Origin of the sequence: Parafrankia discariae, assembly GCF_000373365.1 — a bacterium.
GTDB lineage: Bacteria > Actinomycetota > Actinomycetes > Frankiales > Frankiaceae > Parafrankia > Parafrankia discariae.
Genome location: NZ_KB891215.1, coordinates 1 through 15,199, shown reverse-complemented (window position 1 = coordinate 15,199; position 15,199 = coordinate 1). Strand labels below are relative to the sequence as shown.

The following is a 15,199-nucleotide window of genomic DNA, read 5'->3' as shown; positions in this document are numbered from 1 at the left end:
GCCGCGTCCAGGGCGCTGCGCGTCGCTACGCGATCGGCCTCCGGCCGACCCTGGACACGTCCGACACCCCGACAGCTTCAAGCGCCACCAGAGAACGGAAGAAAAATGGGGGTAGAGCAGGCAGAACAGCCGCTACGGGCGCGGGACGCTCGCCGCCGCCGGACCCGCCGAGGGGTTCCAGCCGTCCAGGACCGTTGCCGAAAGACCGGGCACCCGACGGAAGACCAGGACCGCGTCGACGTCGCCGAAGTGCTCGGTGAAGAAGGCGTCCACGGGCAGTCCCGCGAGGATTTCCGCCACGTCGCCGACGTCCGCACCGGGGCGGATCGTCAGCTCATGGCCGGTGTCGGTCGCGCACACCGAGACGAGCGGGTTCTCACCGTTGCCGGGGGTGCGCCATGCGCCGAAACCGCGAGACGAGAAGATGGACATAGGGCTTTGCTCCTGTCACAGGCAGGGGTGAGGTCTCAGGTCCCGGTCGGGTGTTGGTCGCACCCGCCGGGACCGCTTTACCGAACTTCCGGACGACCGGGGGTCCGCGCGCCGAGTCGCCGGTCTGCCAGCCGTTCACGCCGCTTCTCCGTCGCTGCGCAGCCGGTCGACGTACGCGAGAACAGCCACGCGGGGAACGCGCCGGGAACGACCGATGCGGACGGATTCGAGCCGGTGGCCGCGGATCAGGTCGTACACGGTGCTCCGGCCGACACCGAGCAGTTCCGCGGCTTCGTCGACCGTCAGCAGAAGCTTGGTCACGGTCCTCTCCACAGGATCAGGGCGGTAGATCAGGCAGCGTGAGCCGGAACCGGTGGGCCGGTTGCCGGAAGTTCGCCGGCCGTGGCACGGCGGGCCGCGTCGAGTTGCGCGCGCCAGGCGTGGCGTTGCGCGACGGCCTGGAGAAGCAGGTGTTCGCGGCGCGGCGCGGCCGGGTCACCGGGCCGGAGCAACGTCCACGCCGTCCGAGCCGGGTCCAGGCCCGAAGCAGCCGACGCGACCGGACCGGTGTCGGTCTGGCCGAGAGCTTCGAGCTGCTCGCGGACCCAGGCGACCCGATCCGCCCGGTGATCGGTCAGCGTCTTGCCTGACCATTTGCGGCTCACCAGGACCCGCCGGCCGCCGAACCCGAGCGTCTCCCGCCGGTGCGCCTTCCCCCGGCACCGCCCAGGGACGAGACCCGGTTTCGGGTTCTTCGGCTGGACCCCGAAGCGCAGCCAGTTCGAGCAGGTGGGCGAGCACGGTTCGTAGCGCAGCGCCGCCGCGAGCCGGTCGACGTGCCGACGCTGCGCTTCGGACGTGGCCGCGTGGCAGGCGTCGAGGCTCTTCGTCAGGTACTTGGTCAGATAGCCGATCATCCGGCCGGTGTGCGCCGAGTTCGCCGTGACGCCGTCCGCGCGCAGCTGCGGGCCCAGGCGGACGACGTGCGCCGGTTCGTCATCCTCGCCGATCTCGTCCAGCGCCTCATCCCAGGTGGGCAGCGGGCGGGCGGTGTCCGGGTCGAGGTAGCCGGCCGTGTCGTCATCCCAGGCGGGAAGGTGACCGTCCTCGTAGACGGGCCGGTCGGCAGCAGGCCACCAGACCTGGTGATACGTGGCCGCCGCCACCTGGCGAAGCAGCAGACGCGGGATGGTGCCGCGGATGGCCGCGTGCAGGTGCGGAGCGAGCCGCCGCTGTGGTTCCAGCGCGGCGAAGTACTGCACCTCCCACCCCACGGCCCGGCGGAGGTTCTGCCAGAACCGGTCGATCAGCTTCGGGAAGTGGATCGCGTCCCGGGCCGCCCGCCGGTAGTCGTACGAGCCCGGATCGACCGGGGAGCCGTCGGAGTTCACCCGGCCGTACGTGTCGCAGGTCAGCGTGAGGAACATCGACGGCCGCCAGGTGGTGCCGTCCGTCGCTTCGTAGGTTCGGCCGATCGTGCGCTTGTCCACGGGCAGCCGAGGCAGGTCGGGTGCGTCCTGCCGCCGGCGGGTCGACCGGGCCCGGCGAGGGCGATCCCGATCATCCGGGGCCGCCTTCCCCCGCACGCCGAGCGCGTTGAGTTCCTCGTCCACCTGGCCGATGAGTTCGTCGATCTCAGCGACGCCGGCCGGGTCACTGTCCCGTTCGGCCTCCCGCCGGACGGCTTCGAGATCAGCCCGGAACCCGGCGAGGATCTTCGCTTCGGCGGACGGCGGGTCCGGGTCGGGAAGCGGTTCGTCATCCAGGTGCCAGCCGGCTTTGCACTGCGCCATCCGCAGCCGCCTGGCCTTCTCCGCGCACGGCGGGCACTTGCTCGCCAGGGTGGCCCCGCAGGGCACCGGGATGATCGCGGTTTCGCCGGTGTCGAGGTTCGTCCGGCGCATGGCCATCGGCCGGACACACACGCCGTTCTCCACGGCGACGGTCTCGACGACCGCGCGAGCGAGCGGCATCCGCATCCGCGCCGCCCGGGAACCCGGACGATCATCACGATCGTCACGGCTGGTGGGTGCACACGAGGTGGCCGGGTCAGTGCCGGTGACGGAAGTGGTCACGCGGGAGGGTCCTCCGTGACGTCGGGGTCGTGGTGTCCGCCGGACGGGTTGGCGGACGATTCGGTGAAGCGGGAGCAGCCGCAGGGAGACCCGCAGCCATCAGAGGCCCGGCACCGGCGCCGCCGGTGGGCGATCCGCGGATGAGCGCAGGTCGCGCACACCGGCAGCTCCGGTATCGGCGCGGCGAAGTCCGGCGAGCCGGCCGGGCCGGTGGATCTCATGCGGCAGGGTCGAGACGCTCGCCGTCTCCCCACTCGCCGCCGTCCAGGTCGAAAAGGTCATCGGGGATGTCCGGCACCCAGCCACCCAGGACGGGCCGGTAACGGTCGACGGTCCGGGCGATCTCGCCGTCGTCGACGTGGGCCGCCCGGACCCGGACGGGATCGGGATCGCCGTCGTGCAGGACGTAGCCGACCCCGGGGAGCGACAGCGGGATCTCCTCCGCCCGCGCGCCACGGTCACGGGCACCGGAGCCGAGCACGAGATCCGCCTGTTCCGGTTCGGTCATCCGCAGCGCGACCCGGACCGGGAAGAGGTCCCGGAACGGAAGCACCTCCTTACGCGGGTCCTGCACCGCCGCCAGGACCACGACCCCGGGCGCCCGACCCTGCGAGAGCAGCAACGGCAGCGCCGCTCCGATCCGCTTCTTCACATCCCGATCGGTGACGTACGCCGTGAGGGACGCGATCTCATCGACCACCAGGACGATCAGCGGTTCCGCGACCGTCGGGACGTGCAGCCGGGTGTTCCCGGCGAGGCGGGCCGTCCGGTTCTGCATGACGGTCACCGCGTCGTCGAGGAGATCCGCGATCGACGCCGTGTCCGTGGCGAAGCGCGTGAACATCGCCCGTCCGAAGGCGAGTTCCATGCCGCCTTTCGGGTCGCACACCCACAGCTCGACCAGCCCCGCCCGTACCGCCGGGCCGAGACCGCGGATGACCGACCACAGCACCGAGCCCTTACCGGCACCGGTCGCACCCGCGACGAGCACGTGAGTTCCCCGGACCGGCAGCGTCCAGGAACGGCCGTCCTCGCACCGTCCGACGGGCACCGCCGACAACCCGGCCAGCAGCCGCGCCGCACCCTCACCACGGCGGACGGCTGCGGACGGAACGGCGCCGACAGGGTCAGAGTCGGCACCGTCGCCGGAGTCGTCCAGGTTGGGAGGAGAAACCGGCCGGGTCAGCGAGTCCCGGTGGTGGAAGGAGACGCGGACGAAGCGGACCGTCTCGGCCTGCACCTGGCAGCGCCGGGCGCGGAACACGTGCCGCAGCGCCTCAGCCTGTTCCGCCCACTGCGCCGGTGTCTGACCCGGCAGCAGCTCGACCCGCAGCACGTCCACCGACCGCGACGAGCGGATCTTCCGAATCCGCGGGAAGTACTCGTCGAAGTTCACCTGATCACCGGTCGACGTCGGCATGCGGATCGCCAGGTCGGTATGAACCATCGCCGGCTTCCAGCGCCACCGGTAGACGAACGTCAGCCGCGCCCGGCCCCACAGCCACCAGGCCACCGGCCCGAACGACCGCGGATGCACCCGCCACCACACGACCGCCACCAGGACCAGCCCCGCGACGAGCACGGCCAGGCCGACGAGCCCGATCCGGTGCACCACCAGGAGCAGGCCGACCGCGGACACCACCGCGACGCGGTGACGCCAGCAGCCCCGCAGCGCCAGCCACAGCACCTTTCCGGCCACCGCCAACAGCAGCATCCACACCGGCACGCGCACCTTGTCGGCCCGCGACGGCACCCGCGGGAAACGCTGGTCACCGTTGATTCTGGACATGGCAATACCACCTGTTTTCGAGCGCACGAAATACAGACAGAGGGAATCGACGAAAAGGAGAAAGAGCCGAGGAACGGGAAGTCGTTTCCTCGATGTAGCCGACGAGCAGCGAGAAAGCTACGCGGCGCGCGACCCGGAGGCGTCGTCGTTCGGAGCGGCGGCGTTCGCGACTTCCTGGGTTTCGAACTGGTAGTTCTCGTAAACGATCAGGTAGTCGTTGACCGCCGCGAGCAGCTTGTACGCGAAGTCAGCGTGCCGGGCGTCCGGAGCCTGCTCCATCGCCGAGATGCTCAGGCTCACCCGTCCCGCGTCCACGACCAGGATCGGCGCCCGGTCGGGGTAGGTGTGGCAGAGCACCGACCACTCCGCGCCGATGTGCAGCCCGAGTGTCGTGTACGACCGCTTCCCCTCGCCGCTCACGCCGCCGCTCCGGTCGGACGCCGGGCCGGAACCGCCGGGCGCATCCGCGAGGCACGCAGGGCGTACGCCTGCTTGGGGAAGTTGCCGTTCTTGTCCACCCAGGGGGTGATCGTCAGGCCCTCGAACAGCACCGGCCGGAACGGCGTGCCCGCCAGGACCTCCGGCAGCACCGGCTGAACCTCGCCGGGGACCTTCACCTTCAGCTCCGCCTGGCGCGCCGCCGGGTCCGCGTCGAGCACGCGCACCGTCCAGATCCGCTCGCCGGTGTTCGGGTCCCGTTCCTGCGGGTCGGGCGCACCGGCCTTGGCCTTCTCGTAGTCGTTCGCCGCCTCCACACCGAGGACGAACGCCCCCGCGGGGAACACGTCCTCGAAGCGCACCGGAATGCGTCGCGGAACCGCCACGGTTCGTCTACCTCCGTGAGGGTCAGCCCCGCCGCCGGTGTTCCGGCCGCTGTCGGGCAACACCCACTCTGAACCGCTCACGAACCAATCGCCAAGCGCTTTCGTTCCGACGTATACGGACTCCGGATGGAAATTATCCACTCACCGGCTGGAATGCCCGTCCGCCACAACGCTACCTTTGACAGGTGACAAACAAACGGGGGATTCCACCGTACACGGCACGAGGCAGAGTCGAGGGTGAGGACTGGCAGGCGGTCGCCGACGCCCTCAACGCGAGGATGACCCGCAAGCGGATGGGACAGCAAGCACTCGCCACCGCGTCAGGTGTGTCCGTCGCGACGCTACGCCAGCTCCAACACGGCGCCCAGGGCCGACGGGTCCAGGACGCCACCCTGGCCGCCGTCGCCCGCGCGCTCGACTGGCCGGACGACCACCTGACCCGCATCCTCGTTCACGCCGAGGAGCCCAGCGAGACGACCTCAGGCCAGAGCGAGGACCGCGCAGGAACGCCGATCAATCGTCAGATCCTCGCCGTCCTGCTGCGGATCGAACAGCGACTCACCGATCTCTCGGAACGGATCGCGCCCACCGACCCACCGAGGACGAACAGCGGCAACGATAACGGGCCGGTACCGACGGAGTAGCTTCCGCTGGTACCGGCCCGTTATGGGGCCGAGACGTTGTGGTGGTCGGTCAGCCAGCCGTCGTGGCCACCGGAACCCCGATCCCGTGAAGCACGGCCCGGCGGACCGATTCGAGCGCCTCCACCTGGCCAGCCCGGAACGCGGTCCGTTCCCCCTTGGTCATCCACCGCGAGTCAGGCCGTGCCGGGTGCGCATCCATCGCCGTCCGCAGCGCCGCACCCGCGCAGCCCCGCCGTGAGGGCCCCGGACCGTCGCTCTCGACCGGCGCGCGGTCGCCGGCGGGCACCCGGTACACGAGCACCACGTCCACATCGCCGAACGACTCGGTGAACTTCAGCCCGCTGGGCATCCGCGCCACCGCCCGCAGGAGATCTTCGGAGTCCGAACCCGGCTGGACGACGACCGCCCACTCCTCCGCGCCCCATGGCAGCATCACTACCGCCGGCAGCTTCTCCCTCGCTCGCTCGGCGTCACCCTCGCCAGCCGGCACCGGGGGTAGGAACGGACCCATGCCCGCGGAGGTCATGTCCACCGCCGGTGGTCCGCGAAGCGCGTCACGAGGTCATCGAACCTGGTCCAGTCCACGGCCGGTGGCCGCACGTCGTGGACGAAGAACCGCAGCGGGGTGACCTGGTAGTCGTGCCAGCCCTGTTCGACCGCGAACAGGTCAGCCGCGGCCGGCGAGTTGAAGGTGATGACCGTGTCCCGTACCTGGCGGGTCTCGCCCGGTTCGAAGCGGACGATGCCGAACAGCAGCGGCCCGGGATCACCTCCACTCGTTCTGTCTGCTCTGTCGAACATCACGTTCCGTCCTCCTGCGTTCGATGGTGGGCGACGAGGCACCGGAACCGACCCGCGAAGGTGTTCGACCTGCGGCGGATCTGGTGCCCGCCCACCGTCCAACCGGACGGCTTGTCACGGAAGGCCGCCGGCCGTATACGCCGAGGGTTCCGATCTATACGGAGACCGGATAGGCTCTGCGCGTCCGATCAAGGACAGGCGGTCCTGTACCTACCGTCCGGAGGCGCCCGTGGTGTCCGTCCGTCGCCCGTTACCCCAGGCCCCGCCGGGACTCTGGGACCGGCCAGACATGGCCGACGCACTCGCCCGCCGTGACATCGGCACCGTCTTCAAGATCTACCGCCAGTGGACCGGCGCGACCCAGACGCAGATCGCCGCCGTCTGCGGCCTCCCGCAGTCACACGTCAGCGAGATCTCGACCGGCCGCCGCCAGGTCGCCAGCCTGGAGATCTTCGAGCGCATCGCCGACGGCATCGACATCCCCCGGGGGCGCATCGGACTTGCCGAAAGACCCGGCACCGTCCCCGAGCCACGGACCGAACCCGGAGCACCCGTCGTCAACGTGCCCGGCGACATCGTGCGCGTCTATCCCAGTCGGACAGCCGTCCCCTCCGAGCTGTGGCGGACGCTGTTCGCCAGCGCGCGCCACCAGGTCGACGTCCTCGTGATCGCCGGCCTGTTCCTCCCCGACGGCCACGCCGACTTCACCACCGTCCTCCGCCGCAAAGGCGCGGAAGGCGTGACGATCCGCTACGCACTCGGCGACCCCGAATCACCCGCCGTCGCCCTCCGCGGCGAAGAGGAAGGCATCGGCGACGGGCTCGCCGCCCGGACCCGGATCACTCTCACCTACCTCGCGTCCCTCCGCGAGGCACCCGGGATCGAGCTACGGCTACACGCCACCACGCTCTACAACTCGATCTACCGGTTTGACGGCGACATGCTCGTCAACACCCACGTCTATGGCGCCCCCGCCGCGCACTCCCCCGTCATGCACCTACGCGCCCAGCCCGGTGGCCTGTTCGACCACTACGCCGCCAGCTTCGAGCGCATCTGGGCCACCACCGAAGGAGCCTGAACCCTCTTGGCGCGAATCGACTACTTCAACGACCCGAACGCTCCCAAGGCGAACAGTGTCGTCCCCTCCGTCACCGCCGTCGTCACCGACGAGGCCGGACGCATCCTCATGGTCCACAAGACCGACAACGACCTGTGGGCCCTGCCTGGCGGCGGCATGGATCTCGGCGAATCCATCACCGACGCCGCGATCCGCGAGACCAAGGAAGAGACCGGCATCGACATCGAGGTGACGGGACTCATCGGGGTCTACACCAACCCCCGGCACGTCCTGGCCTACGACGATGGCGAGGTCCGCCAGCAGTTCTCGCTCTGCTTCACCACCCGCAACCTCGGCGGAGAGCTACGCACCTCCAGCGAGACGAAGGAGGTCCAGTTCGTCGCACCCGAGGACCTGGACACGCTGAACATCCACCCGTCGATGCGGCTCAGGATCGATCACTACCTGGAGAACCGCGCGACGCCCTACCTTGGCTGAGCCGCCGCAAGCCGCGCGGTGGTGCGCTCGACGGTGGTTTGGAGATCCGGCCGCGCCCGAGTGACCGACCGGTGCACGATCGACCCCTCGCCGTAGCGAGCGAGGATCTCCGCGATCCGTTCAGCGAAGGTGAACCGCTGGCCCTGCGGACCCGTCGTCATGTCCGCCGCGCACAGCGCGTCCATCACCGGCGAGACCTCCAGCTCCCACGCGGAGAGTTCCGCCGTCAGTCCCCGCTCCTCGGCTTCGTAGCGGGCGCACGAGTGGTGGGCGACCAGGGCGCACAGCCGCTCCGGGGCGTCCCGGGCTTCGAGGAACCGGGCACCGTCCACCGGATGGAACCGCAGGTGAGCGATCGGTGGGGCGTAGCCGATGTCATGCAGCCAGGCAGAGGCGACGAGCAGGTCACGCTCGCCAGGAGCGACAGCCGCGGACACCTCACGGGCAGCCGCAGCAACGGCCTGGACATGCCGCCACCGATCCCCCAACGGGGTCAGCAGCTCACTCGCCAACCGCTCAGCAACCGCTACATCCACCCGATCACGGTACGGCGACCGCCACCAGGCCGTCAGCGAGAGCCCGAGACTGCCGAAATGCTCGTTTTATGATCAAGACCGCGCCGCGCGGCCGACTGCGCGCGGCCGCAAGCGGCCGTGCTCGCCGGGCGCGTCGCGCTCGAGACACAGCAAAAAGGCCAACTACCGTTGGACGAGATTGGGGAGAGCCCGAGGAGGCTACGAGCTCCCCCAATCCACCGAACTAGCCTGCCGTTACGGCCTGGAGAAGTCGCACCTTCATCCCGGCATCGGATGTCGGTTCCGCCAGAGCCTCAAGCACCGCGTGGCCGTATTCCTTGATTCCGCCGATCGAAAATGCCCCGGATGGAGTGATCTTTCCGGCGATACCCTCCCAGGGAGAAATCGCCTTACCATCGACTATCAGCGTCCGATCCCAGCGAACCTTAGACAACCGACTCCTGAGGTCCTCCAAGGTCAGCAAGGGAGTGGTGATTGCCCGTGGCGGGTTGGGCATAGTCTGATGCACGAGCATGCCCAGACCGGCCATTATAACGGGAGCGCTAATCACGGTGTCGTTGCGCCTATTAAATTCAGGCTGGAGCATCTCGAGGAGTGGCAGCCAGGTCGCCATGATGGCTTTTCGGACTGCATCGACGTCAACGCCGGCCAACTTATCTCCGACAGGCTTCGAGCCGAGAGCTAGGCCCGATCGTCCGAGAAGTGTTGTGACAACCGCGGAACGAAGAGCGCTGACCGTTAGCAGCTCTGGGCTGTTCTTCCCAAGCTGCCGGCCGGTCTGCATGACCCTACGTCGCAGCACCGGGGACTGGTCCTCGAGTTCGCGTGCAAGTCGCGTTGCAAGGTCCGAGCTATCCATACTGATCCCCACCGCAACGTTGGGGCGGACTCCTAGAAGGTTGAAATCGTGAAAGATTTGGCGTGCCCAATCGACGGACTTGCCGTGCGCAATCGTAACCGCTACCTTCACCTGATCCACGCTTGGCTCGCGGGAAGAAGCCCAAGCCCACGCGAGGCGTTGCGTCTCTCCATCCGTGTTTACAAGGAAATCCCCCGGCCGGAGCAAAAAGCCGATTCCCTTATTGTCTGGAAGGTAGTAGAGTTCGAGAGGATCCTCGCGGAACAGCTGCATAGTTGGCGTGTCCCATAGGGCGCGCTCACCCCGGATACCTTCAAGAATATACTGACCGTAGACGGCGACGTTCGTCCTCTTGGCATTCGTCACACTTCGCTGCACGAGCTTTCGAACTTCTGCAGCGACCCGCTTACGGCTGTCCGCCTCGAGGATCTTCGGATTCTCGAGATCGGTTGGCTCGATGACGGCCTGCCGCAGCGCGGCGACGGTCATTACCGCCTGAAGCTTGTGGTTGTCGACCACGATGCAGGGCACGAGGCTGCCCTCGCCCCAGGGAATTTCGGCGCTCGGACGGATGTCCACTCTAGCTCTCTCCGAAACAGCTGGCGTGAGGACCTCCGCCCCAGCTAGTGTGGCGTTGCGAGCACCCCTAACTGGGGACGAAGGCCCGGCGACGACGTCGCCGGGCCTTCACTTTGCCCTATCTCGAGGCGTTGGTCAACTGCCTCGAGGTAGAGATCATCCTCCTCGAGGCAGATTTTTGGAGGTGTTGTTCTACTCGAGGCGCAACTACCAGGTCATCGCTATAAAACTCCAGGTCAGGGCAGCTGGGTTTGACGGCAAGCAAGATACAACGCTTCAAAGTTTGACAGCTGTTGACTATTGGCGTGAGTCGGCCCACCGGCCTCGAGTTCCGAAGGGCCGCGGGCTGGCCCGTCCCGACGAACCGAGCAGCGCCCCATGCGAGCTGCCGCCGCGATCTTCTTGGGAGGTCGCTCTGCTCGGGCAGCTGTACCGCTGGCCTCGGAGGCCGCACATGCTGCGTAACCCGTCCAGATCCGCCGGACTGCCTGTAGCCAACCGTGTAGCCAAGCCGGCGGACATCCATGGACGTCTGTGCGCGATCCCAAGTGACTTTGCAAGGCAGGGGTCTGTTCGTGCGTCGGCAGCGACATCCAGGCGTCGCGCCAAGGGGCATCCGCCGTACGGTTGCGTAGTGGATCTCGATGACGCTTTAAGCGCTTTGGGCACGCTCCGGCGTGCTTCCAACCGGGGTGCCCTGCTGCCGCACCAGCCGGTGACGCTGCTGTGGGCTGTGGAGCGTGCCGCGGCAGAAGGCGTACGACTGAGCCGATGGTCGCAGGTCCGCGAAGGACTTGCGGCCGCTCTTGTGGCCGGCGGTACTGCGGATCCTCGACGGGCAGCACCGGAGTATCCCGTCGTCGCGCTACGAGACTCGCCACTGTGGGAGATCCGCGCCAGCACTCCGCCTCCACCGGCGCACAGCTCACAGCCGCGCCGCTGGCTGGATCAGGAAGATCCCGAGTTCGGTCTCTCCGCGCCCGCCTTCGAGCTCCTGCGGGAGGACCACAATCGTGAGCAGTTCGTGGTGGCGCTGCGCGCTCTCATCGAGCAGGCCACCGGTGCTGGTGGGACCTCTGATGTGTTCTGGGAGATCCAGCCGGGAGTGGTCGCGGTGCGGCGCGACATCCACGCGCGGTACGGCGGTCGCCGACAAGGCGGTATCGGTCCGTCCCGGTCCACCCCCAACGTACTGATCTTCACTGATCCGGTACGGGGAAGGGCACATGGCTACTTCGATGGGTGGGGCGACGACGGCTGCTTCCACTACACCGGGGAAGGGCAGCTTGGAGATCAGCAGATGGTTCAGGGGAACCTGGCCATCCTGCGCCACCGAGACCAGGGCCGTACGCTTCGCCTCTTCCGTGTCGTGCGAGAAGGCGTCGAGTACCTGGGGCCGTTCGAGGTCGACCCTGACCGCCCCTGGTACACCAGCGAAGCCCCGGAGACCGGCGGCGGGCCGCTTCGAACGGTCATCATGTTCCGGCTGCGCCCCGAGGGACCCGTGCAGGCGTTCGACGCACCCCTGCCTGCGACCCCCACTGCAGCCGGCCGTGTCACCTCTGTACCAGTGGAGGCGTCGAACACCGAGCAGTACGGAATGATCAGCCCAGAGGAGCCGACCACCGCTTTCCGTCGGGAAGCCGCGCTTGTCCGTTCCTACGCCGCGCATCTTCGGTCTCTCGGTCATGAGGTGTGCAGAAAGCAGATCGTGCCCCCCAACGAGCCACGGCCACTGTTCACTGATCTCTACGACGCGACGGCCGGTGAGCTCATCGAAGCCAAAGGCACCGTCACCCGCGAGGCCATCCGCATGGGCATCGGCCAGCTCCTCGACTACCAGCGCTTCATAGACCCACCCCCGCGCCTGGTCCTCCTTGTCCCCTCGAAACCGCGCCCGGACCTGCTGCAACTTTGCGCCACCGTGGACATCAGCGTTGCATGGAAGGCCGGCAACGACTGGCAACGGACGTGACTTCCCCCGCCGCCCTGGCACGCGCATTCGCGCCAAGGGCACAGGCAGGTGTAGCTACCGTTGTAGCAACGAGCACGTACGCCAACGGACGTTGGTGGACGCCGGTAGACCGGCGGAGCCGCGCCGGATCGAGTGTTACTTGGTGTAAGCCGTGCCTTCTAAGCACTGGGTCGCAGGTTCGATCCCTGCCGGGCGCACAAATCGGCCCTCTGACCTGCGACGATGCCGAGCAAGATCCATCGGGCGGCCCCGAAACCCGCTCTGGCGCTTGATAGGCACCGGGTGTCCTGTCCGCTCCCCGTCGGTCGCCGGTAGCTCTGTGACCTGGACCAGCAGAGCAGGAGCCGACCCGCATCTCGGCTCACAGCGCTCAACGACCTGATAACTTTTCTATCTCTACTAGCCGTAGAAGATCGCTTAGGGGGCAGCGGGATCAGCCCCCACAGCCGCACCGCCCGCAGCTTCGATGCCCCGGCCGCCCGCCCTACCCGGGCCTTGGCCCAACGCCGTACGAGCACGGTCTGACCCGGCCTGTCCCGGTGGCACACTGTCCGGGTGAGCAACGGGGGCAACACGCACAGCACCACCACCGGCAGCAGCGGCATGGGCTGGGACTTCTTCGTCTCCTACGCCCAACCCGACCGGCCGTGGGCAGAGTGGATTGCCTGGACCCTCGAAGACGCCAGCTACCGCGTGCTGATCCAGGCGTGGGACTTCACCCCCGGATCGAACTGGGTCCGAGGCATGGACGAAGGTGTCGCCGCCGCGTCGCGGACGATCGCCGTGCTCTCGGCCGCCTACGCCCGCTCCGTCTACGGCGCCGCCGAGTGGCAGGCCGCCTGGGCGTCCGACCCGACCGGCGCCGCACGGAAGCTCGTCGTCGCCCGCGTGGAGGACTGCCCACGGCCGGGCCTGCTCAGCCAGGTCGTCTCTCTTGACCTGTTCGGCACTGCGCAGGACACGGCCCGCGCAGACCTACTCCGCACCGCAGAACTCGCCGTCTCCGGCGGGCGGGCGAAACCCGCAACCGCACCCCACTTCCCCACCAGCCCACAGGCTGGGCCGCCCCCGCCACCCTTCCCCCCAACCCAACCCGACGCAGGCACGGGCACCACCAGCACCCCCGCTGCGGGCGGCATCCACATCGGGACCGTCACGGCGCCCGACGGACAGGCCATCGGCATCAACTACGGGCAGATCACCCAGAACCGGAACACCCCCGGCCGATGACCCCCGACGGCCAGAGCCGGCCTGCGGTCGACCATGTCAGCGCCCCGAATGGGCAGGCCATCGGCATCAACTACGGGCAGATTTGGCAGCAACGGTTCTCCGGCCCGTTCCAGCTACTCCGCCACGCAGCCATCCCTCTCGACCCGCTCCCCGGAGACCTCCGCCTCACCGACCCCACGCAGCCGGACAACCCCGTCGCTCGTTTCCGCGGACGCGTCGACCTCATCACCACCATCGACGCCTACCTCCAACGGTGCGTCCAGCAACGCCGCGGCGGCTACCTGCTCATTGAAGCCGAAGCCGGCATGGGCAAATCCGCCCTCGCCACCTACCTGGCGTTCACCCGGACCTGGCCTGCGCACTTCACCCGTCTCCCCGACGGACGCAGCCCCGAACGTGCGCGCCGCAACCTCGCCGCCCAGCTCATCGCCCGCTGGAAACTCGACGCCGTCTCCGGCGGCGTTCTGCCCGACGACGCCGACACCGCCACTTGGCTCTACGGTCGCCTCTGCGACGCCGCCCAAACCCGCGACAGCGACACGGGCCAGAGAAACCAGCCGGTCGTGCTGCTCGTCGACGGCCTCGACGAAGCACCTCCCCCACCCGTCGGAGAACTCCCCCTCGGCCTCCCCACCGCTCTACCCCCCGGCACGATCATCATCGCCACCACACGACCCAAAACCCTCACCATCCCCACCGGGACACGGGTTATCGAACGCATCGACGTCGAAAGCACCTCCAACCGTCAAGACCTCCTCGACTACCTCACCGCCCTCAGCACCACCGACCCCCTGATCATCTACGCCCTCCACCACGCCGGGATGTCCGCGGACCGGTTCTGCCGAACACTGCTGGAACGCTCCGGCGGAGTATGGATCTACGCCCTCACCGTCCTCGACCAGATCCGCGACCACGGCCACAGCCCCGCCGACGTCGACCGGCTCCCCGAAGGACTCGCCGGCTACTACGCCGACAACATCCGCCGCTGGCGATCCGAACTCGGCGAACCCACATGGCAGGCCCACGGCCTGCCCGTCCTGGCCACCCTCACCGCCATCCGCGAACCTCAGAACGCAGCCACTATTGCCGCCTGGGCCGGTGTCCCCGAACCCGACACCCGCGCGCTCCTCCGTGAACTGTTCCGCCCCTTCCTCGCCGTCCACCGCGCAGCCACCGCCCACGACGACCGTTACCACCCTCGCCACCAAAGCCTGCGCGACTTCACCACCGGCGCGTCACTCGCGGCCAGCGACGATGAACACCTACGCCACCTCGCCGACGACCTCACCACCGCCACCCGGAATGCACACCACCGCATCACCGCGGCCCTCACACCCCCCGAACCCATCAGCCAACACACCTGGAGGACCAGCAGCGCCTACACCACGACACACCTACCCGAACACGCTGCCCTCGCCGGCAAACTCGACAACCTGGCCGGCGACCCCGGATTCCTGCTGGCCTGCCGGCCAGACAGCGTCCTGCGCCACCGACACCGCCTCACCACCCCGGCCGGGGCCGCAGCTGTCAACGCCTACGAACAGGCTCTCAGCGACATCGACACCCACCCCGCTGACCCACCCGCCTGGTGGCTGCACGTTTGGGCACGCAAAACCCGCGCCACCACCCTCGCAGACAACGCCGCCCGCCATACCCCCCGGCGCTGGACCATCCACGCAGGCATGTGGGCCGGCACCACACACCGCACCCTCACCGGCCACACCAGCTTGGTGACCGCCCTAGCCGTACTCCCCGTCCCCGACGGGCACACCCTCCTCGCCAGCGCAGGCGACGACCGCACGGTGCGACTGTGGGACCCCACCACCGGACAACCCGGCCCCACCCTCACCGGCCCCACCGGCCCAGTGACCACTCTGGCCGTCGTGCCCCTGCCCGACGG

Annotated in this window: 16 protein-coding genes and 1 tRNA gene; 7 read left to right on the top strand and 10 right to left on the bottom strand. The window is 68.5% G+C overall.

Going from position 1 to position 15,199, the window contains the following annotated elements:
* Positions 1-132: 132 nt before the first annotated feature.
* The 6 genes from B056_RS0115675 to B056_RS0115650 all read right to left on the bottom strand — a co-directional run bounded on the left by B056_RS0115675 (position 133) and on the right by B056_RS0115650 (position 5,120).
* Positions 133-432, bottom strand: coding sequence for a hypothetical protein (locus B056_RS0115675; protein WP_018502810.1), 300 nt, complete (start codon positions 430-432; stop codon positions 133-135).
* 135 nt (positions 433-567) lie between these two features.
* Positions 568-753 (bottom strand): helix-turn-helix domain-containing protein, encoded by a 186-nt coding sequence (locus B056_RS0115670; protein WP_026239751.1) that lies wholly within the window; start codon positions 751-753, stop codon positions 568-570.
* 29 nt (positions 754-782) lie between these two features.
* Positions 783-2,411: a replication initiator gene (locus B056_RS0115665; protein ID WP_018502808.1), complete on the bottom strand. Its 1,629-nt coding sequence runs from the start codon at positions 2,409-2,411 to the stop codon at positions 783-785.
* A gap of 313 nt (positions 2,412-2,724) precedes the next feature.
* Complete coding sequence (locus B056_RS0115660; protein WP_020572518.1) at positions 2,725-4,296, bottom strand: FtsK/SpoIIIE domain-containing protein; 1,572 nt, start codon at positions 4,294-4,296, stop codon at positions 2,725-2,727.
* Positions 4,297-4,413: 117 nt separating this feature from the next.
* Positions 4,414-4,716: a hypothetical protein gene (locus tag B056_RS0115655; RefSeq protein ID WP_018502806.1), complete on the bottom strand. Its 303-nt coding sequence runs from the start codon at positions 4,714-4,716 to the stop codon at positions 4,414-4,416.
* A complete protein-coding gene (locus tag B056_RS0115650; protein ID WP_026239750.1) occupies positions 4,713-5,120 on the bottom strand; it encodes a hypothetical protein in 408 nt (135 codons plus the stop codon). Before B056_RS0115650 ends, B056_RS0115655 begins: the two co-directional genes overlap by 4 nt.
* Positions 5,121-5,305: 185 nt before the next feature.
* Between B056_RS0115650 and B056_RS0115645 the strand changes: the two genes are divergently transcribed.
* Positions 5,306-5,764, top strand: coding sequence for a helix-turn-helix domain-containing protein (locus B056_RS0115645; RefSeq protein ID WP_026239749.1), 459 nt, complete (start codon positions 5,306-5,308; stop codon positions 5,762-5,764).
* 49 nt (positions 5,765-5,813) lie between these two features.
* Here the strand turns inward: B056_RS0115645 and B056_RS0115640 are convergent, their stop codons facing one another.
* Positions 5,814-6,290, bottom strand: a complete 477-nt coding sequence (locus B056_RS0115640) for a hypothetical protein (RefSeq protein WP_035751637.1) — start codon at positions 6,288-6,290, stop codon at positions 5,814-5,816.
* Positions 6,287-6,565, bottom strand: coding sequence for a hypothetical protein (locus B056_RS0115635; RefSeq protein WP_018502802.1), 279 nt, complete (start codon positions 6,563-6,565; stop codon positions 6,287-6,289). Before B056_RS0115635 ends, B056_RS0115640 begins: the two co-directional genes overlap by 4 nt.
* A gap of 289 nt (positions 6,566-6,854) precedes the next feature.
* Here B056_RS0115635 and B056_RS0115630 point away from each other — a divergent pair, with 289 nt between their 5' ends.
* On the top strand, positions 6,855-7,643 hold the full coding sequence (locus B056_RS0115630) for a helix-turn-helix domain-containing protein (RefSeq protein ID WP_018502801.1): 789 nt from the start codon (positions 6,855-6,857) through the stop codon (positions 7,641-7,643).
* 6 nt (positions 7,644-7,649) lie between these two features.
* Positions 7,650-8,120: an NUDIX hydrolase gene (locus B056_RS0115625; protein WP_018502800.1), complete on the top strand. Its 471-nt coding sequence runs from the start codon at positions 7,650-7,652 to the stop codon at positions 8,118-8,120.
* Here the strand turns inward: B056_RS0115625 and B056_RS0115620 are convergent.
* Both B056_RS0115620 and B056_RS0115615 read right to left on the bottom strand, forming a co-directional pair.
* Positions 8,108-8,656, bottom strand: coding sequence for an HD domain-containing protein (locus B056_RS0115620; RefSeq protein WP_026239747.1), 549 nt, complete (start codon positions 8,654-8,656; stop codon positions 8,108-8,110). The genes B056_RS0115625 and B056_RS0115620 overlap by 13 nt on opposite strands.
* A gap of 223 nt (positions 8,657-8,879) precedes the next feature.
* On the bottom strand, positions 8,880-10,094 hold the full coding sequence (locus B056_RS0115615; RefSeq protein ID WP_018502798.1) for a DNA sulfur modification protein DndB: 1,215 nt from the start codon (positions 10,092-10,094) through the stop codon (positions 8,880-8,882).
* 634 nt (positions 10,095-10,728) lie between these two features.
* On the opposite strand from B056_RS0115615, the gene B056_RS36705 reads away from it, so the two are divergent.
* The 4 genes from B056_RS36705 to B056_RS44445 all read left to right on the top strand — a co-directional run.
* Entirely contained in the window at positions 10,729-12,069 is a 1,341-nt protein-coding gene (locus tag B056_RS36705) for a hypothetical protein (RefSeq protein ID WP_230203016.1), read from the top strand.
* A 120-nt stretch (positions 12,070-12,189) separates the two neighbouring features.
* Positions 12,190-12,266: transfer RNA gene (locus tag B056_RS0115605), tRNA-Ser, on the top strand.
* A 358-nt stretch (positions 12,267-12,624) separates the two neighbouring features.
* Positions 12,625-13,299, top strand: coding sequence for a toll/interleukin-1 receptor domain-containing protein (locus B056_RS0115600; protein ID WP_018502795.1), 675 nt, complete (start codon positions 12,625-12,627; stop codon positions 13,297-13,299).
* Positions 13,296-15,199: NACHT and WD repeat domain-containing protein (locus B056_RS44445; protein WP_018502794.1), on the top strand; the 1,904-nt coding region annotated here is incomplete at its 3' end. The genes B056_RS0115600 and B056_RS44445, both read left to right, overlap by 4 nt.

Bases quoted from the DNA above. Each gene is read 5' to 3' on its own strand.
- B056_RS0115675 (WP_018502810.1), bottom strand. From the start codon at position 432: ATGTCCATCTTCTCGTCTCGCGGTTTCGGCGCATGGCGCACCCCCGGC.
- B056_RS0115665 (WP_018502808.1), bottom strand. From the start codon at position 2,411: ATGCGGATGCCGCTCGCTCGCGCGGTCGTCGAGACCGTCGCCGTGGAG.
- B056_RS0115660 (WP_020572518.1), bottom strand. From the start codon at position 4,296: ATGTCCAGAATCAACGGTGACCAGCGTTTCCCGCGGGTGCCGTCGCGG.
- B056_RS0115640 (WP_035751637.1), bottom strand. From the start codon at position 6,290: ATGACCTCCGCGGGCATGGGTCCGTTCCTACCCCCGGTGCCGGCTGGC.
- B056_RS0115635 (WP_018502802.1), bottom strand. From the start codon at position 6,565: ATGTTCGACAGAGCAGACAGAACGAGTGGAGGTGATCCCGGGCCGCTG.
- B056_RS0115630 (WP_018502801.1), top strand. From the start codon at position 6,855: ATGGCCGACGCACTCGCCCGCCGTGACATCGGCACCGTCTTCAAGATC.